Origin of the sequence: Streptomyces sp. NPDC059850 (assembly GCF_042731515.1) — a bacterium.
Taxonomy (GTDB): domain Bacteria; phylum Actinomycetota; class Actinomycetes; order Streptomycetales; family Streptomycetaceae; genus Streptomyces.
Map to the genome: position 1 here is coordinate 136379 of NZ_JBHWJI010000015.1, position 21192 is coordinate 157570.

3 protein-coding genes are annotated in these 21192 nt (G+C 72.6%); all 3 read left to right on the top strand.

Features of this window, described 5'->3' with window-relative positions:
* The first annotated feature begins 7 nt into the window (after nucleotides 1-7).
* The 3 genes from ACFV9T_RS15100 to ACFV9T_RS15110 are packed head-to-tail and all read left to right on the top strand — an operon-like array spanning nucleotide 8 to nucleotide 21191.
* Nucleotides 8-19069, top strand: a complete 19062-nt coding sequence (locus tag ACFV9T_RS15100; RefSeq protein WP_385440142.1) for an SDR family NAD(P)-dependent oxidoreductase — start codon at nucleotides 8-10, stop codon at nucleotides 19067-19069.
* On the top strand, nucleotides 19069-19713 hold the full coding sequence (locus tag ACFV9T_RS15105; RefSeq protein WP_385440144.1) for a non-oxidative hydroxyarylic acid decarboxylases subunit B: 645 nt from the start codon (nucleotides 19069-19071) through the stop codon (nucleotides 19711-19713). Before ACFV9T_RS15100 ends, ACFV9T_RS15105 begins: the two co-directional genes overlap by 1 nt.
* Nucleotides 19710-21191 (top strand): UbiD family decarboxylase, encoded by a 1482-nt coding sequence (locus ACFV9T_RS15110; protein ID WP_385440145.1) that lies wholly within the window; start codon nucleotides 19710-19712, stop codon nucleotides 21189-21191. The genes ACFV9T_RS15105 and ACFV9T_RS15110 overlap by 4 nt, the downstream gene beginning before the upstream one ends.
* Nucleotide 21192 lies beyond the last annotated feature (1 nt).

A 21192-nucleotide genomic window follows, 5' to 3' on the forward strand; every position in this document is an offset into this window, starting at 1 on the left:
CGCCGCCATGCCGTCTCCGTCTGCCGCGCCGTCCACTGCTGAAGATATCGCCGTGATCGGCCTCGCGCTGCGGCTCCCCGGTGCCGAGACCCTCGACGAGCTGTTCGGGCATCTGAGCGCGGGCCGCTCGCTCATTTCCGAAGTTCCGCCGGAACGCTGGTCCAAGGAGCGCTACTTCGGCGACCCGAGGCGCGGCGCCGAAAAGACCAGCAGCGTCTGGGGCGGCTTCATCGACCACGCCGACCGCTTCGACGCCGCGTTCTTCCGCATCTCCCCGCGCGAGGCCGAGAGCATGGACCCGCAGCAGCGATTCGCGCTCGAACTCGCCTGGAAGGCCATCGAGGACGCCGGATACCGGGCGAGCGACATCGCCGGGACCCCGACCGGCGTCTTCATGGGCGTGTGCCACGCGGACTACGCGGAGCTGATGGAACGCGACCGCGCGAAAACCGACGCCTATTTCCCCACCGGCACCGCCTATTCCATCATCGCCAACCGGGTCTCCTACCACTTCGACTTCCAGGGCCCCAGCATCACCAACGACACTGCCTGCTCCAGCTCGCTGGTGTCGGTGTACGAGGCCGTGTCCGCCCTCCAGCGCGGCGAATGCGGGCTCGCGCTGGCCGGGGGCGTCAACCTGTGCTGGTCGCCCAAGCACTTCATCGCCTTCAGCCAGGCCGGGATGCTCTCGCGCACCGGCCGCAGCCGCGCCTTCGACCAGAACGCCGACGGCTATGTGCGCGGCGAGGGCGGCGCCGTCCTGCTGCTGAAGCCGCTCGCCCGGGCCGTCGAGGACGGCGACCCCGTGCACGCCGTCATCAAGGGCATCGGCACCAACCACGGCGGCCGGACCAACTCGCTGACGGTCACCAACCCGGCCGCCCAGTCGCAGCTCATCGAGGGGCTGTACACCCGCGCCGGAATCCGCCCGGAGACCATCAGCTACATCGAGGCGCACGGGCCGGGCACCCCGGTCGGCGACCCGATCGAGATCATCGCGCTCAAGCGGGCGTTCCAGAACCTGCACGCGGCGCAGGGCACCGAGGCGCGCCCGGCGACCTGCGGGGTCGGCTCGGTCAAGACCAACATCGGCCACCTGGAAGGCGCGGCGGGCGTGGCCGGAATGGCCAAGGTGATCGCCTCCCTCGCGGGCCGGACGCTGCCCGCGACCGTGGGTTTCGAGGCCCAGAACAAGCTCATCAAGCTGGACGGCAGCCCCTTCTTCATCGTGCGCGACACTCAGCCGTGGGACGCCCCGGACGGGCAGGACGGGCCGCTTCGGGCGGGCGTCAGCTCGTTCGGCTTCGGCGGTACGAACGCCCACGTGGTCCTGGAGGAGTACGTACGCGTACGGGACGACGACGGGCACGCCGATGACGAGGTGGGGCCGGAACTCGTACCACTCTCCGCCCGGACATCCGAGCAGCTGCGCGAGGTCGCCCGGGAGCTGCTCGACCATCTGCGTACCCCGCACTCCGGTGACGGCGCGGCGCGGCGGCTCGCCGACATCGCGTACACGCTCCAGATCGGCCGCGAGCCGATGGCCGCGCGTGTCGCGTTCGTCGCCGCGAGCCTGCCCGAACTCGGCGCTTCGCTCGCCTCGTTCGTGGACGGCACGCTCGCCGAGGCGACGGTGCATGGGGACGCGTACGACACGCCCGGGCTGCTGCGCGAGGCGACCCGCTGGGTCGAGGGCGAGACCGACACGGTCGACGTGGCCGCGCTCCACGGGGGCGGCTACGGGGAACGGCGGCGGGTACGGCTTCCCACCTACCCGTTCGCGCCGGAGCGCCACTGGTTCCGGATTCCCGAGGCCCCGGTGGAGGGCGGTGCCACTTCGTTCGTCCAGCGGAACACCTCCGACGCGGGCGAGCAGCGCTACAGCGCGACACTCACCGGGGACGAGCCCTTCCTCGCCGCCCACCAGGTGCGGGGCGCCCGGGTGCTGCCCGCCGCCGCCCACCTGGAGATGGCCCGAGCGGCGGCCCACGAGGCGGCGGGCCCCGGGGCGTCGACCGGCCTGCGGCTGCGCGATGTCACGTTCCTGCGCCCCGTGGTGGCCGACGAAGCGTCGCTCGACGTGCACGTGAGCCTCGCCCCTGGGGAGGGGCGTGCTTTCGCGTACCAGCTCTCCACGGGCGGCGCGTCGGCCCACGACCCGTCGTGCGTGATCCACAGCCGTGGCACCGCCGAGGTCGGCGGGCTCGACACGCCGGAGCGGGTCGACCTGACGGCGCGGCGCGCCGCGTGCCCCACGCGGCGCACCCCCGGGGACGTGTACGCCGCGTTCCATGACCAGGGTCTGGAATACGGCGCCGCGATGCGCGGCCTGGCCGAGATCTACGTCGGCACGGACGAACTCGTCGCCCGGATCGCCCGCCCCGGCCCGGGTATGAGCCCCGTCCTGCCGCCGAGCGTCTTGGACGCGGCGCTGCAGGGCTCGGTGCTGCTGCTGAACGAGGCGGGCGGCGCGTCGCCCCAGGGCCCGGCGCTGCCGTTCGCCCTGGACGCCCTGGAGGTCCACGGCCCCTGCCCGGACGACACCTGGGCCTGGGTCCGCCGCCGGGCAGGTGGCGGCTCGCTGGACACGTTCGACATCGACCTGTGCGACGCGCGAGGCGCCGTGGCGGTACGCCTGCGCGGCCTGGTCCAGCGCCGCGCACCGGCAGACGCGGCGCAGCGCGCCGATACGTCCGGCGGTGGTGTGGGCCGTGTCGTCACCGCCACCTGCCAGTGGGTGGACGCACCGCTCGGGTCGGCGTCGGGGCCGAGTGAAGGCGCCCCCGCCGCGCACGCCCCGGCCGTGCAGGGTCCGACCGCACAGGGTCCGACCGCACAGGGTCCGACCGCGGTGGGGCTGGTCGCGCAGAGCCCGACTGCGCATGCCCCGAGCGCGCAGGGGCCGACTGCCCATGCTCCGGCCGCGCATGGGCCGACCGCTCATGGCCCAACCGTGCACGGTTTCATCGCCGGGGACGGCTTGGCGGGCGGCTCGCTTACGCGGCTGCCCGACATCAGCCGCGACCGCCTCGCCGACGGCGTCGACGCCGCGCTCGGCGTCGTCTTCACCCGCGTTCAGGAGCTGATGCGGTCGCGGCCGCAGGACGCGCAGCGTGTGCTCGTCCTCGTCGACGACCGCGTGCCGCGCCACTTCCACGCCCCGCTCGCCGCTCTCCTCCAGACCGCCGCCACCGAGAACCCCCTCGTCTCCGGGGGTGTCGTCCGTATCGCCGGGCTCGACACCGCCGCACCCGAGCGGGTCGCCGCCGTCCTGGCCGCCGAGGCGGCCGCCCCCGCCGGGCCCGGCGAGGTCCGGTACGGCCACGACGGCACCCGCCAGGAGTGGCGGCCCGTGGACGTCGGCCTGGGCGCGGGGCCGCCGGTCCCGCCGCTGAAGGACGGCGGGGTCTACTGGCTGACGGGCGGACTCGGCGGCCTCGGGCGGCACTTCGCGCGGTACTTCGCGCGCTCCGGCCGGGTCACCGTCGTCCTCAGTGGCCGTTCGGCGCCCGGGGCCGAGAGCGACGCGGCCCTGCGCGAGCTGCGGGCAGCGGGCGTGGACGCGCACTACCGGGCCGTCGACGTCGGCCGCAGGGAGGACGTGGAGCAGGCCGTCCGCGCCATCACCCGCGAACACGGCTCGCTCGACGGGATCGTGCACGCGGCGGGCGTGTTGCGCGACGGCTACCTCCTCACCAAGGACGCGGCCGAACTGCCCGCCGTGCTGGAGCCGAAGGTGCGCGGCACGCTCCACCTCGACGCCGCCACGCGCGACCTCGGGCTCGACTTCTTCGCCGTCTTCTCGTCCGTCGCCGGGGTGTACGGCAACTCCGGACAGGCCGACTACGCGGCGGCGAACGCCTTCCTGGACGCCTTCGCCCACCACCGGCAGGCGCTGGTGGACATCGGGGAGCGGACCGGGCGGACCGTCGCCGTCAGCTGGCCGCTGTGGGCGGACGGCGGGATGACGGTCGACGCCGTCACCCGCGAGTCGATGCGCAAACAGCGCGGCTGGGAACCCCTGCCGACGGAGGACGGACTGCGCGTGTTCGGCCGCGCGCTGGGCGACGCGCCCGGGCACGTCGTCGTGGCGTACGGCGCGGACCCCACGCTGTCGCTGGCGCGCCGCGATGAACAGCGGCCCGCCACACCCACCACGACTGTCGCACCGGCAGCCGGTGATCTGACAAAGCCGACCGAGGAGTTGCTGAAGCGGATCCTCGGTGAGGTGCTGCACCACGAGCCCGACGCGATCGACACCACGGTCAACCTGGTCGAGTACGGCATCGACTCGCTCGCCATCCTGGAGACCACCGCGCGCCTCGAAGAACACTTCGGCCCGCTGCCGAAGACGGTGTTCTTCGAGTACGTCACCATCGAGGACGTCGCGGGCTACTTCCTCGCCTCGCACCGCGCGACGCTGGAGACGATCCTCGGCGGCGAGGCCCCGGCAGCAGCCGAACCAGCAGCCGAACCCAAAGCCGTACCTGCAGCCGAACCGCAAGCCGAAATCGCGGCAGCCGCGCCCCTCACCGTCACCGAACGCCCCACCGCGCCCTCGCGCGACGACTACCACGACATCGCCGTCATCGGCATCTCCGGCACCTACCCCGGCGCGGACACGATGGACGAGCTGTGGTCGCTGCTCGAAGAGGGCCGCCACACCTTCGAAGAGGTCCCGCGCGACCGCTGGGACCACGACGTGATCTACAGCCGCGACCGCGCCGTCCTCGGCAAGAGTTCCATCCGCACGGGCACCTTCCTGCGCGGCATCGACGCCTTCGACCCCCGCTACTTCCGCGTCTCCAAGCGCGACGCCGAGCAGATGTCGCCGGAGGTCCGGCTGTTCCTGCAGACCGGTGTCGAGGCGCTGGAGGACGCCGGGTACTCACGCGAGACCATCCAGCGGCAGTACGGCGGCGACGTCGGCGTGCTCGTCGGGGCGATGAGCAACCACTACGGCCTCTACGGCTTCCAGAACAGCCTGACCCGGGGCTCGGCGGCGAGCGGCAGCTACACCGGCACGCTGCCCAACATGCTCTCGTACTTCTACGGGCTCACCGGGCCGTCGATCTTCCTGGACACCATGTGCTCCGGCTCTTCGGCCTGCGTCCACCAGGCCGTGCAGATGCTGCGCGCCCGCGAGTGCAAGATGGTCGTGGCCGGGGGAGTGAACCTCCTCCTCCACCCGTACAACCTCATCTCCTCCTCGCAGGAGCACTTCACCACCGCCACCTCCGATGTGATCCGCAGCTTCGGGCTCGGCGCGGACGGGACGATCCTGGGCGAGGGCGCGGGCGCCGTCGTCCTCAAGCCGCTCGTCGAGGCCGAGCGCGACGGCGACCATGTGTACGCGGTCATCAAGGGCACCGCGCTCACGAACGCGGGCGTACGCAACGGTTTCACCGTGCCCAGCCCCCGCGCTCAGGCGCGGGCGGTCGAGAAGGCGATCGATGACGCGGGCGTGGACCCACGCACCATCAGCTACGTCGAGGGGCACGGCTCGGGTACGTCGCTCGGCGACCCGATCGAGGTCAAGGCGCTCACCGACGCGTTCCGCAAACACACCGGGGACACCCAGTTCTGCGCCCTCGGCTCGGTCAAGTCGAACCTGGGGCACCTGCTGCACGCGGCCGGAATGATCGGCTTCGCGAAGGTGATCCTGCAGATGGAAAAGGGCACGCTGGCGCCCTCGCTGCACAGCGACGAACTCAACCCGGACATCGACTTCAGCGGGACGCCTTTCCGCGTGCAGCGCGCCCTCGCCCCCTGGGAGCCGGTGACGATCAAGGGGGCCGACGGGCGTGTCGTCACCCATCCCCGGCGCGCCGGGATCACCTCGATCGGCGCGGGCGGGATGAACTCGCACATCATCCTGGAGGAATACCCGGGCGCCCCCGGGCCTCACGATGTCCGCGACGGCCGCGACGAGTTGTTCGTCTTCTCGGCGATGACCGATGCCGCGCTGGACACCTCCCTCGCCCGTTTCCGCGCGTATCTGACCGGGGCGGACGAGTCCGAGCTGCCGTCGATCGCGTTCACGCTGCGCGTGGGCAAGAACGAACTCCCCAGGCGGTGGGCCTTCTTCGCGTCCGACACGCGCGGCGCCGTCGCGGCCATCGACCGCTATCTGGCGGGCGACCGCGACCTCACCGCCGCGCTGCACAGCGCCGACCCGCGCGCGGCGGCCGCGCGCGACCTCGGTACGACGTGGGCGGGCGGCAAGAGCGTCGACTGGGCAGCGCGGCTCGGCGACCCGCGCCGACTGCGGCGTGTCCCGCTCCCCGCCTACCCCTTCGACCGCGTGTCGTGCTGGGTGACGCCGGAGCCCGGCGCGCCGAGTGTGCTCGCGCCGCTCGCCCTCCGCGACAAGCTCCACCCGTTCCTGGGCCGCAACGAATCCGATGTCCACGGCCTGCGCTACACCCTCGACGTCCGTCTCGACGACCTGCTCGACTACGGATATCAGCGGGGCCGGGAACGGGACATCGTCCCGGCGTTCGCCCTGGACGTGGCGCTCTCCGTCGCCCGGCTCTCCGGCCTCGCCGCCGATCCGGCAGCGGGGGTGCGGGTACGTGACCTCCGTGTCCTCGGCCCCATCGAGTGGACCGCCACCGAGCGTCTGACCATCACGCTGGACACGACGCGCCCCGAGGCAGCCCAGGGTGTGGTGTTCGCCGAGGACGCGTCGGGTGCGCGTACGCGTGTCGTGGAGTTCGACCTCGTACCGGACGGCCCGCCCGGTACGCCCGGCCCGGCGCGACCCCGGGAATCCGTCCGCTTCGACGCCGTACGCACCCTCGACCAGCCGCAGCTCCTGGCCGAACTCGCCGAGGGCGGGCTCGACTACGAGCCCATGCTGTGCGGGATCGACAGGGCGTCCTGGCTGCGGGACGGACGGCTGGTGCTCACGGTCGGCGCCCCCGAACTCCAGCGGGACCACACCAAGCCGGGTGTCATCCTTGCCCCGCATGTCCTCGCGGCCCTCGACCAGGGCGCGCACCTCGTGGCGAAGAGCGCGGGCCTGCCGCACTGGGAGCGGCAGACCTGGCGGCACACCGCCGACGTCCGCCTCCACACCGGCGCCCCGGACGTGGCGTACGCCGTGCTCGACCTGGCCGCCCAAGCCGAATCCGGAGCCCCGGCCGGGAGCGTCACGCTGCTGGGGCCCGGCGGCGAGGTCGCGGTGGAACTGACGGGCGTGCGCTACGGGGACCACGACACGCCCGGGAGGGCCACGCCCCGGAGCGAGGCAACACCCCGGCACGACACACCGCGTGACGTACCGCGCGACGGCGGCATCGTCTCCTTCGTCGTGGACGAACTGCGCGGCATGGCCTCCGACATCCTCAAGTTCGACGCGGACGAGCTGGACGTCCACACGGGCTTCGACTCCTTCGGCTTCGACTCGATCTCGCTGGTCACCTTCTCGAAGCGCATCCACAAGCGGTTCGGCATCGACGTGTCCCCGGCGGTCTTCTTCGACGTCCGCACTTTCGACGCGCTGGGCCGCCACCTCGCCACGGAGTACGAGGAGCCGGTCCGGGCGGCGCACGAAGCGCAAGCACCATCCCCGGCCCAAGCACCGGTCCGCGAGGTGGCACGGCCCGCCGCCGCGCCCGAGGTGCGTACCGCCCCGGATCACGAAAACAGCCAAGCCGACACGCCCATGCCCATCGCCGTCATCGGCGCGGCGGGACGCTTCCCCGGCGCGCCCGACCTCGACACGTACTGGGCGAATCTCATCCAGGGCAAGGACTCGGTCACGGAGTTCCCGCGCCACCGCTACGACGCCGCCTACCAACGCGTCGTGGACGAGGCCGACTTCCCGCGCCACGCGGGTGTCCTCGACGATGCCGACGCGTTCGACGCGGGCTTCTTCCGGATCTATCCGCGCGAGGCCGAGCTGATGGACCCGCAGCACCGGCTGGCCCTCGAAACGGTGTGGGGCGCGCTGGAGGACAGCGCGTACACCCGCGCGGACCTGCCCCGGAACACCGGGCTCTTCCTGGGCGTGTCGGGCACGGACTACGCCACGCTGCTCACCACGTACGGCGTGGAGCCGGACGCGTTCACCTCCACCGGCAACGCGCACTCGATGCTCGTCAACCGCGTGTCGTACGTGCTCGACATCCGTGGTCCGAGCCAGCCCGTCGACACCGCCTGCTCCAGTTCGCTCATCGCCGTCCACCGCGCCCTCGACGCCGTGCGCTCCGGCGCGTGTGAGGTGGCGGTCGCGGGCGGGGTGAACCTGCTGCTCAGCGTCGACACGTTCGTGAGCGCGCAGCGCGCGGGCATGCTCAGCCCGGACGGCCGGTGCAAGACGTTCGCCCGGGACGCGGACGGCTACGTACGCGGCGAGGGCGTCGGCGCCGTCGTCCTCAAGCCCCTGGCGGCCGCCGAACGGGACGGTGACGCCATTCTCGCGGTGCTGCGCGGCAGCGCCGAGAACCACGGCGGCCGGGCCAACTCGCTCACCGCGCCCAACGCCGACGCCCAGACCGAGCTGGTGACGGCCGCGCTGGGCGACCTCGACCCGGACACCATCGGCTACATCGAGACGCACGGCACCGGGACCGCGCTCGGCGACCCCGTCGAGGTACGGGCGCTGCAGTCGGCGTTCCGGCGGCTGGGCGGCGGCTCCACGGCCACCTGCGGCCTCGGATCGGTGAAGTCCAACATCGGCCACCTGGAGGCCGCCGCGGGCATCGCCGGGCTGCTGAAGGTGATCCTGGCGATGCGCCACGGGGTGCTCCCGGCGACCCGCCACTGCGCGGAGATCAACCCGTTCATCCAGCTGGACGAGGGCCCCTTCCACATCGTGCGCCAGAACGAACCGTGGCCACGCCCAAGCGGCAGCGGTCGCCGGGCAGGCGTCAGCAGCTTCGGCTTCGGCGGCTCCAACTGCCATGTGGTGGTCGAGGAGTACGTGCCCAAGGCCAGCGAACGCGGCGATGGCGGGATGTCGGACGGCGCGAGCGTCATTGTCCCGATCTCGGCCCGTACGGACGAACAGCTCCGGCACGTCGCGCGCCGCCTCCTCGCACACCTCGGCGACCCCGGCCGGTCGGACACGCTGCCCTCGATCGCCTGGACCCTGCAAACCGGGCGCGAGGCGATGGAACGACGCACCGGCTGGGTGGTGGCCTCGCGAACCGAACTCACCGACAAACTCAGGGCGTTCGTGGAACGTGGCGAACACGGCAGCGCGCCCGGCGGAGACTTCGGAGCGTTGCTCACCCGCTGGACCGAGGGCGGCGACGTCGAGTGGCGCACGCTCTACGGGACGGACACCCCGCTCCGCGCCCACCTGCCCACGTACCCCTTCGCCCGCGAGCGCTACTGGATCCCCGGCACCGAAACCCCCGAGCCGACCCACGACACCACCGACGACACATCGGCGCAGAGCCTCCTGCCCGTCATCGGCACCACCCTGTTCGTCCCCCGGTGGGCCCCGCGGCCCGCGCCCCCGGGTGGCGGCAGCACCGCGTACCCCTACGCCCGCCGCCTGGTGATCCTGTGCGGGGCGACGGCCACCGCGCGGGACACGGTCGAGCGACGTGTCCCCGGCATCCGCTGCCACACCGTCACCACGGCCAAACAGCGCCTGGACAGCCGCTTCGCGGACCTCTCACGGCAGGTCTTCGAGACCGTCCGCGAGCTGACCGCCGAGCCCGCCGCAGGCGGCGGCGCCACCCTCGTACAGGTGGTGGTGCCGACGGACGGCGACGACGCGACTTTGCTGGCCCTCGCGGGCCTGCTGCGTACGGCGGCGCTCGAAAGCCCCCGGTTCACGGGCCAGATGATCGGCGTGGACGGCGTGGACGGCGCGGCCACGCAGGACACCGTGGTGGCCACCGTCGTCGCGGACAACGCACGCGCCACGGACGGCGATGTCATCCGCTACGACGACGGCGTACGCACCGTCCAGACCTGGGACGTCCCGGCCCCGAACGCGGCGGCGGGCATCCCGTGGCGCGCGGGCGGTACGTACCTCATCACGGGTGGCGCGAGCGGCATCGGCGCCGTCGTCGCCCGCCACATCGCCCACGGTGTGGACCGCCCGACCCTCGTCCTGACCGGCAGGCGGGCCAAGGACAGCCACATCGACGTGCTCCTCGAAGAGCTGCGCGGGGCCGGTGCCGTGGCCCGCTACGAGCGCGCCGACATCTCGCGCTGGGAAGAGGTCCGCCACCTGGTCGCGCGAGTACGCGAGGAGATCGGCGAGTTGCACGGCATCGTGCACTCCGCCGGGGTCCTCCGCGACGCCACGCTCGCGAAGAAGATGGCGGAGGAGTGGGACGACGTCCTCGCGCCCAAGGTCGACGGCCTCGTTCATCTCGACCGGGCCACCGCGAGTACACCGCTCGATTTCCTCCTCACCTTCTCCTCCGGCTCCGCCCTCACCGGAAACCCCGGCCAGGCGGACTACGCCACCGCCAACGCCTTCCTGGACGCCTTCGCCACGCTCCGCACCGCCCGCGTCGCCGCCGGGGAGCGCTCCGGGCGCACCCTGTCGATCGCGTGGCCGCTGTGGAAGGACGGCGGGATGGCGGTGGACGAGGCGACGCGCGCGTACCTCTGGCACAGCCGTGGCCTCGTCCCCATGGACTCGGTCGACGGGCTCGCCGCCCTCCTCCGCGCCTGGCGGCTCGGCGCGGACCGGGTGTGGGTGCACCACGGCGACCCGGACAAGGCGCTGGAAACGGCGCAGTTCGGCACGCCGGAGCACGCCACCGGCACCCCGGACCGGACACGCGAGACACAGGGCACCACGCCCGCCGCGCGGCACAAGCCCAGCCGCGCCGCCTCTGAGCAGCGGGCCGGGCGCGAGGCGCTGCACCACCTCCTCGACCTCTTCGCACGCGTGACCAAGGTGGCGCGCCGGGCCGTGGACGCCGATGAGCCGATCGGCGCGATGGGACTCGACTCGATCATGGTCGTGCAGCTGAACAAGGAGCTGTCCGCCAGGTACGGCGATGTCTCGAAGACCCTCTTCTACGAACACCCGACGCTGCGCGCGGTCGCCGCACACCTCGCGACGGAGCACGCGTCACCGGCCCCCGAGGACACCGCCTCCGTGGACACAGCCCCCGTGGACACAGCCCCCGTGGAGACCACCGTGACACCCGACCCCACCCAGCAGCCTTCTCCCGCCCCCTCACCCGGGGTGCGTGAGCCCATCGCCATCATCGGCATGAGCGGCCGCTATCCGCAGGCCGAGAACCTGACCGCCTTCTGGGAGAACCTGAAGGCGGGCCGCGACTGCGTCGGCGAGATTCCGGCCGACCGCTGGTCGCTGGACGGCTTCTACGAGCCGGACCGCGCGACAGCGGTCGCCACCGGCCGCAGCTACAGCAAGTGGGGCGGTTTCCTGGAGGACTTCGCGGCGTTCGACCCGCTCCACTTCCAGATCGCGCCGCGCGACGCGTACGCCATGGACCCGCAGGAGCGGCTGTTCCTGCAGGCGTCGTGGGAGGTGCTGGAGGACGCCGGATACGCACGCGAGGAGCTGGCGCGTCGCCATCAGCGCCGGGTCGGTGTGTTCGCGGGTGTCACCAAGACGGGCCACGCCCGCCACGGCGTGCGGCGGCTGCCGTCGGGGGAGACGGCGGCCCCGGTGGTCTCGTTCGCCTCGCTCAGCGCCCGTACCTCGTACGTTCTCGATCTGCGCGGGCCGAGCCTGACGCTCGACACGATGTGCTCCGCGTCGCTCACCGCCATCCACGAGGCGTGTGAACATCTGCACCAGGGCGCGTGCGAGCTGGCCATCGCGGGTGGCGTCAACCTCTATCTGCACCCGCAGGACTACATCGAACTGTGCGGCTCCACCATGCTGTCGGCCGACGCGCGGTGCCGGAGCTTCGGCAGCGGTGGCGACGGCTTCGTACCCGGTGAGGGCGTCGGCTGTGTCCTGCTGAAGCCGCTGTCGCGCGCCCTCGCCGACGGCGACCGTGTGCTCGCGGTGATCCGGGGGACGAGCATCAACCACGGTGGCCGCTCCAACGGCTATACGGTGCCGAACCCCGGCGCCCAGGCCGAGCTGATCCGGGACGCGATGACCCGCGCCGGGGTCTCCGCCCGCGACGTGAGCTACGTCGAGGCGCACGGCACCGGGACGGAGCTGGGCGACCCCATCGAGGTCAAGGGCCTGTCGCTCGCCTTCGAGCAGGACACGCAGGACACGCCGGACACGCAGTACTGTGCGCTCGGCTCGGTGAAGTCGGGGATCGGCCACCTGGAGGCCGCGGCGGGCGTCGCCGGGCTGACGAAGGCCGTCCTCCAGCTCCGCCACGGGCAGCTCGTGCCGAGCCTGCACGCCGAGGAGCCGAACCCGAACATCGCCTTCGAGCGGACCCCGTTCTTCGTCCAGCGCGAGCTGAGCGCGTGGGAGTCGGACGGCCGCCCCCGCATCGCGTCCGTCTCGTCGTTCGGCGCGGGCGGCTCCAACGCGCATGTGATTCTGGAGGAGTACGCCACCGAGCAGCCGCCTCCCACGGGCGGGGCGGCCGAGGGCGCCGAGCACATCGTCGTCCTCTCGGCCCGTACGCCGGAGCAGCTGCACACCTCGGCCGCGCGCCTCGCCACATTCCTCGACACCGAGGACGTCCGGCTCGCCGACCTCGCCTTCACCCTCCAGGTCGGGCGCGAGGCGATGAAGGAACGGCTGGCGGTGGTCGCGTCGTCGGTGCCCGAACTGCGCGGCGCGCTACGGGAGTTCGTGGACGGTGGAGACGGGACACCGGGCGTGTACCGGGCCACGGCGGGCCACGCACAGGGCGCCCTCGCCGAGATCGCCGCCGACGACGACCTCCGGGATCTGCTGGTCCAGCGCTGGGCCCGGGCCGGGAAGGCGGCCAAGCTCGCGGCCCTGTGGGTCGAGGGCGTGGCGCCCGACTGGCACGTGCTGCACGCCCCGGCGACACCCCGCCGGATCGCGCTGCCCACGTATCCGTTCGCCAAGGACCGGTACTGGATCGGCGACCTCGATCCGGTGGCGGACACGGCACACACGGCGCAGGTGGCCGTACGCCCAACGGCGCAACCCGCCGTGGCCGCACCACCCGCCGCATCGCCCCCGCAGGAAGAACCGCTCGACGCCCAGGTGGCCCGCGTGGTGCGCGACAAGCTCGCCAAGGCGCTCGCGATGCGGGAGAACGAGGTCGAGGGCGGCCACGCCTTCGCCGACTACGGACTCGACTCCATCCTCGGCGTCCGCCTCGTCCATGAACTCAACGAAACCCTGGCGCTCGACCTCCCGACGAGCGTCATCTACGACCACAGCACGGCCGACCGCCTCACCGCCCACATCCTGGGCGCCCACCGTCCCGTCGTCGCCCGCGATGAACACCACCCGACACCGCCCGCGACGCCACGGCCGCCGATCGCCATCGTCGGCATCAGCGGCCGGTTCGCCGGATCCGACTCGCCGGACGAGCTGTGGGAACACCTCGCGGCGGGCCATGACCTGGTCGGCGAGGCCACCCGCTGGGACCTCAAGGCGACCGACAGCAGCACGGACAACGGCGCCGCGAAGCGCTGCACACGTGGCGGATTCCTCGACCACATCGACGAGTTCGACCCGCTGTTCTTCAACATCTCCGGGGTCGAGGCCGCCATCATGGACCCGCAGCAGCGGCTGCTGCTCGAAGAGTCCTGGAAGGCCCTGGAGGACGCCGGATACGCGGGCCACCGGATGAGCGACGTGCGCTGCGGCGTCTACGTCGGCTGCTGGGACGGCGACTACCAGGAGCTGCTGGGCGAGGACGCACCCGCCCAGGCCTTCTGGGGCAACACCGCGTCGTTCATCCCCAGCCGGATCTCGTACTTCCTCAACCTCAAGGGCCCCGCCATCGCGGTGGACACCTCCTGCTCCAGCTCCCTCGTCGCCATCGACCTGGCCTGCAAGGACCTGGCGGCGGGCGAGACCTCGATGGCGCTCGCGGGCGGTGTGTACGTGCAGTCGACACCGCGCCTGTACGACCTGGCCGGGCGCGCCGGGATGCTCTCGCCCACCGGCCGCTGCCACACCTTCGACCACCGCGCGAACGGTTTCGTCCCCGGCGAGGCGGTCGGCGCGCTGGTGCTCAAGCGGCTCGACGACGCCCTCGCCGACGGCGACCACGTCTACGGTGTGATCCGCGCGTCCGGGGTCAACCACGACGGCGCGACCAACGGCATCACCGCGCCCAGCTCCGCGTCCCAGGAGAGCCTGCTGCGCGAGGTGTACGACGCGTACGGCATCGACGTGGAGCACATCCAGCTGGTCGAGGCGCACGGCACGGGCACCAAGTTGGGCGATCCGATCGAGTTCCAGGCGCTCACCCGGGCGTTCCGCGAGCACACCGACAAGTCCGAGTACTGCGCCCTGGGTTCGGTGAAGACGAACCTCGGCCACACCCAGCACGCGGCGGGTGTCGCGGGTGTCGTCAAGGTGCTGCTGGCACTGAAGCACCGGCAGATCCCCGCGTCGCTGCACTTCGAGACCGCCAACGAGGCGGTGTCGCTGGACGGCAGTCCGTTCTACGTGAGCACCCGCACCCACCGCTGGGAGACGGCCCCGGGGGTCCCGAGGCGCGCCGTGGTCAGCTCGTTCGGCGCGAGCGGCACCAACGCGCATCTCGTCATCGACGAGGGGCCCGCCCCCGCGCGCGTCCCGGCGCCGCGCCCCGCGTATCTCGTCGCCCTCTCGGCACACTCGCGCGACCAGCTCACCCAGCAGCTGACCCGCCTGGCCACCCACCTCCGTGGCGAACCCGGGCTCGACTGCGGTGACGTGGCGCACACGCTCATCGCCGGGCGCGAACACTTCGCCCACCGCTTCGCCTGCGTCGTCCGCGACCGCGAGGAGCTGGTGCGGGTCCTGGCCGAAGGGTTCGACGGACCGCACGCGTTCACCGGAGAGGCGGTGGCGGCGAGCGGTACGGGGGACAGCGCACGGCTCGGCGAGGAGGCCCTGCGCCGCTGCTCCGGCGGTACGGCGCACACCGACGCGCCGCTCGCCTACCGCACGGACCTCGAACTGCTCGCCGAACTGTTCGTCCAAGGCGTGGCGCTCGACTACGCCGAGGTGTTCCCGGAGACGGCGCGGCGCCGAGTGCCGCTGCCCACGTACCCGTTCGCCCGCGAACGCCACTGGCCGACGACGGCGGCACCGGCCCCCGCACCGGTCGCCCCCGAAGCCCCCGCCACCCCCGAAGCCCCCGCCACCCCCGAAGCCCCCGCCACCCCCGAAGCCCCCACACCCGCCACCCGCGAAGTGCCGGTCGTACGCCACCCGATGGTCTCCCGATCCGCACCCCACCCGGACGGCGGCCACCGCGCCACCACCACGCTGACCGGTGACGAGTCCTATCTGCGCGACCACACGGTCCACGGCCGCCGGATCCTGCCCGGGGTGGCCCACCTGGAGATGGCGCGGGCGGCCGCGGCCCACGCGCTCGGCGCCGACACCACCACGCCGCTGCGGATGCGCAACGTCACCTGGGTGCAGGCGCTCGCCGTCGAGGGCGCGCCCGTGGACGTCGAGGTGCGGGTGAAGCCGCTCCGGGACGGTGGCGGTGTCGCCTTCGACATCGCCTCCCCCGGGACCGCCGAGTCGGCCGTCCACAGCGAAGGCCGCATCGCGCGGTCGGACACCCCGCGCCCGGCGCCCCTCGACCTCGCGGCGCTGCGCGCGGACTGCCCGAACGAGGTGTCCCCGGCGCGTGTCGCGGGTGCGCTGCGGGCCATGGGCATCGTGCACGGCGCGTCGCTGCGCGCCATCGAGGAGGCGTACACCGGACCCGGGCGCGTCGTCGCCCGGCTCGCCCTCCCCGACGCGGCGGAGCACACAGGCCACGCCGACACGCCGTACGTCCTGCACCCCGCCCTCATGGACTCGGCCATCCAGGCCTCGATGGCGCTGCACCTGGCCGACGGCGCCGACGGGCCGCAGGACACCGCGATCCCCTTCGCGCTCGACCGGCTCGAACTCTTCGCCCCCTGCACCCCGGCGATGTGGGCCGTCGTCCGCGTCGCGGACAGCGCGGCGGCGGTGACCGCGCTCAGCAGGCTCGACATCGATCTCGTGGACGACACCGGCGCGGTGTGCGTGGCCATGACCGGCTACACCTCGCGCCGGGTCCCCGAGCCGGTGCCCTCGCTGTACGCACCCGTGTGGGAGCCGCTCGCGCCCGCCGCGTTCGGCGCGCCCGTACCGTCCACGGCGGACCGCGTCCTGGTCGTCGGCGGCAGCGCCGAACAGCGGGCGGCGCTCACCGCGCAGTGCCCGCGGACCACCGTGTGGAGCCTCGCGCCGGACGCGTCCATCGACGAGGTCGCCGACGCGCTGCGAGACGCCGGTCCGCTCGGCCACCTCGTGTGGATCGCGCCCGACACCGACGTGGCGCTCACCGACGCGGCCGGTCTCGTCACCGCCCAGCAGGACGGTGTCCTCGCGGCCTTCCGTATGGTCAAGGCGCTGCTGCGGACACGGCACGACGCCCGGCCGCTCGGCCTGACCCTGGTCACCCGGCGCGCCGTCCCCACCCACGCCACCGATGCGGTCCGGCCCGTCCACGCCGGGCTGCACGGCCTCTTCGGCTCGCTCGGGCAGGAGTACCCGAACTGGACCGTGCGCCGCCTCGACCTGGACGGCGACACCGAGTGGCCCGCAGACCTCGCGGCGCTGCCCGCGCATTCGCACGGCGACACCTGGGTGCGCCGCGCGGGCCAGTGGCTCGGCCGCAGGCTCGCCCCGTGCGCGACGGAAGCGACGGGCACCGGGCACACCGGCACCGAGCACACCGCCACCAACCGCTACCGCGAAGGCGGCGTGTACGTCGTGATCGGCGGCGCGGGCGGCCTCGGCGCGGCCTGGACCGAGCACGTGGTCGAGCGCTACGGCGCGCGCGTCGTGTGGATCGGACGCCGTGAGCGCGACGCGGACATCGACGCCAAGCTGCGTGCCATCGGCGGCCGGGGCGAGGTGACCTACCTCGCCGCCGACGCCACGGACCGCGCCGCCCTCGCCCGCGCCCACGCCGAGATCATCGACCGGTACGGGCACGTCAACGGCGTCATCCAGGCGGCCCTGGTGCTCCGTGACCAGAGCCTGGCCAACATGGACGAGGACACGTTCCGCGCGAGCCTGGCGGCCAAGGTCGACGCGAGCGCGGCCATGGCGGCGGTGTTCGCCGACGACGACCTCGACTTCGCCCTGTTCTTCTCCTCGATCCAGTCGTTCACCACGGCGGCCGGGCAGAGCAACTACGCCTCCGGCTGCACCTTCGCCGACGCGTACGCCCACGCCCTGTCCGGGCAGTGGCCGGGCCCGGTGAAGGTGATGAACTGGGGCTGGTGGGGCAGCATCGGCAGCGTCGCCTCCGACTTCCACCGCGAGCGCATGGCCCGCTGGGGGCTGCTCTCCATCGAACCGCCGGAGGGGATGGCCGCGCTCGGCACCCTGCTCGGCAGCCCGCAGCGGCAGCTCAGCTTCGTCAAGCTCACCGAACCGGCCGCGCTCCAGCCCATCGACCCGGCCACCCGCCTCACCGTCTACGAACGCGACACGGCCACCCGTATCCCCGCCGACGCCCTGATGGCCCACTCCGGCCTCGCCGACAGCCAGGAGATCCTGCGTACGGTGGCCGACTGGCGCGCCGAGCGCGACGCCCTCCTCGGCCGCATGACCCGCGGCCACCTGGAGGCCATGGGCGTCGTACGGAACGGCGAGACGTACGACGACACCACCGGCGCGACAACCGACCTCACCGCGCTCCGCGAACGCGGCGCCATCCTCGACCGCTACACCACCTGGCTGGAGCACGCGCTGCGGACGATGCCCGCCACCGCCCCGCCGCTCGACGCGCTGAACCAGGAGTGGAAGGAGCGCTGCGCCGAGTGGTCCGCCGACCCCGACAAGCGGGCCGAGCTGCGGCTCGTCGACGCCACCCTCGCCGCCCTGCCCGACATCCTGACCGGCCGCACCCGGCCGACCGACATCATGTTCCCGCGCGGCTCCCTCGAACTCGTCGAGGGCTGCTACAAGAACAACCGCGTGGCAGACACCTTCAACCGCGCCATGGCGGACGCCGCAGTCGGCGTCGTGTCCGAGCGGCTGCGCCGCAACCCCGGCGCGCGGCTGCGCGTCCTGGAGATCGGCGCCGGTACCGGCGGCACCAGCGTGGGCCTGTTCGCGGCGCTGCGCCCCTACCAGGAGCACATCGAGACCTACACCTACACCGACCTGTCCAAGGCGTTCCTGAACCACGCGCAGAGCGAGTACGGGCCAGACGTCCCGTACCTGGACACCACGCGCCTCGACGCCGAACAGCCGCTCGCCGCGCAGGGCATCGAGGTCGGCGGCTACGACCTCGTCGTCGCCGCCAACGTCCTGCACGCCACCCGGGACACCCGCACCACCCTGCGCAACGCCAAGTCGGCGCTGCGCGACGGGGGTTGGCTGCTGCTCAACGAACTGTGCTCGTTCGATGTGTTCAGCCACCTCACCTTCGGGCTGCTGGAGGGCTGGTGGCTGTTCGAGGACGCGTCGCTGCGCATCCCCGGCTCGCCCGCGCTGTCGCCCGAGAGCTGGCGCGACGTACTCCACGGCGAGGGCTTCCCGTCCGTCGTCCTGGTGCTGCCGCAGGCCCGGGCGCTCGGGCAGCAGATCATCGCGGCCGAGAGCGACGGCATCGCCCGCAGGCCGGTGGCCGTGTCCGGGTCCGTGGCCGACGCCCGCCCGGCCCCCGTGCCCAACCAGCCCGCCGCCCCCGACAACACACCCCATGAGCGTCCCTCCGCCGAGTCCCGCGCCGAGACCGTGGTGGCCTACCTCCGGGAGAAGGCCGCGGCCACGCTGAAGATCCCGGCGGAGAAGATCGATCCGTCGGTGTCGCTCATCCAGTACGGCATGGACTCGATCCTCGTCCTGCAACTCGCCAACGCGCTGCGCGAGGACTTCGAGGACGTCTCGCCCACCGTCCTCTTCGACGCCGAATCGGTGGACGAGCTGTCCGCCCACTTCCTCGACACCTACCGCGACCGCGTGGACGCCCTCGTGCTCCGACGCGGCCAGGAGGCCTGATGGCGCTGCCGCTGGACAACCCAGGACCCGCCAGGATCGTGGTGGGCATCACCGGCGCCACCGGGGCCGTGCTCGGGGTGCGGCTGCTGGAGCGGCTGCGCGAGCACGGCGGGGTGGAAACGCATCTGGTGGTCAGTCGCTGGGCGCGCTCCACCATCGAGTACGAGACGTCGATGAGTGTCCGCGAGGTCGCGGCCCTCGCCGATGTCACCCACAACCCGGAGGACCAGGGCGCGGCCATCTCCTCGGGCTCCTTCCGCACGGACGGCATGGTGATCGTGCCGTGCAGCATGAAGACCCTCGCGGCGATCCGCGTGGGCTTCGCCGACGGCCTGGTGGCCCGCGCCGCCGACGTCACCCTGAAGGAGCACCGCAAGCTGGTCTTGGTGCCCAGGGAAACCCCGCTGAGCGACATCCACTTGGAGAACATGCTCGCGCTGTCCCGCATGGGCTCGGTGATCCTGCCGCCGATGCCCGCCTTCTACCAGCACCCCGAGACGGCCGACGACATCGTCGACCACACCGTCACCCGCGTGCTCGACCAGTTCGGCATCGACACGCCCAAGGCCTGCCGATGGAACGGGATGCGCGACGCCCGGCAACACGCCCGACCCCGACACCGAGGTGAGGACGAAACCGCATGAATCACCTGTCCAGTCTGCGCGACTACCTGGACGCCCTGGCCAAGCTCGACGATCTGCGGGTCATCGACGACGAGGTGGACGCCGAGCTGGAGATCGGTGCGATCGCCCGCTACGCCACCGAACACCGGGCCCCGGCGCATCTGCTGTCCCGCATCCGGGGCTTCACGCCCGGCTTCCGGGTCCTCACGGCGCCCGCCGCGTACAGCAGCGTCCCCGACAGCCCGTACGCCCGGGTCGCGCTCTCCCTCGGGCTCGACCCGGACACCCGGCCGCTGGAGCTGCTGGACGGGCTGGTGGCCGCCCAGTCGGCCGCCCCCATACCGCCGGTCACCGTGGCGTCGGGGCCCTGCCAGGAGAACGTCCTGCTCGGCGCGGACGCCGACCTGACCCGGTTCCCGTTCCCGCTGCTGCACGACGGCGACGGCGGACGGTACGTGAACACCATCGGCACCTTCGTGCTGCGCAGCCCGGACCGCCGCTGGACCAACTGGGGTATCGCGCGGGCCATGCTGCACGACGCGCACCGCATGGCCACCTTCACCGGTTCGCCGCAGCACATCGGTCTCATCGACGACATGTGGCGCGAACGCGGCGAGCGCACCCCCTTCGCGCTGGTCCTCGGTGCCGAGCCCGCCATCCCGTTCGTGTCCACCATGTCGCTGCCGGAGGAGGTGGACGAGGCCGCCTACCTCGGCGCGTACTACGGACGCCCGGTGGAGCTGGTCCGCTGCCGGACCGTCGACCTGGAGGTGCCCGCCACCGCCGAGATCGTCATCGAGGGGTACATCAACCACGACGAGCTGGTGCCGGAAGGCCCGATGGGCGAGTTCGCGGGCTACATCCCCGACTGGGCGGTGGAGCTGCCCGCGTACACCGTCACCGCCATCACCCACCGCAACGACCCGATCATGCCGGTGGTGTGCGCGGGCAAGCCGGTCGACGAGGACCACACCCTCATCGGGCTGACCCACTCCGCCCGCTGGACCCACTATCTGCGCGAGGCCGGGCTGCCGGTCGCCGCGGCCTGGATGATCCCGGAGACGGCGGTCCACGTGCTGGCCGTCACCGTGGACGCCGACTGGCGCGAGCGCACCGGCTTCACCTCCTCCGAGCAGCTGTGCCGGGCCATCGGCGAGGCGTGCGACACGTTTCCGCACGGGGGGTGGTGGGTCACCCGGATCATGGTGCTCGACCATGACATCGACCCCACCGACCTGCGCGATGTGCTGTGGGGCTTCGCCACCCGCTCGCACCCCAGCACCGGCATCCACGTCCTCCCGGACACCGCCATCATGCATCTGATGGTGTGCTACACCGACGAGGAACGGGAGACCGGCCGGGGCCCGACCGTCCTGTTCGACTGCCTCCGCGACGACAACCTGAACATCGCCTCCTTCGCCGAGAACTACCCCGAGACGGTGCGCCAGCGCACCCACCAACTCCTCGCGGCCGCACGGCCGTTGGACGGTTCCCTCTAGC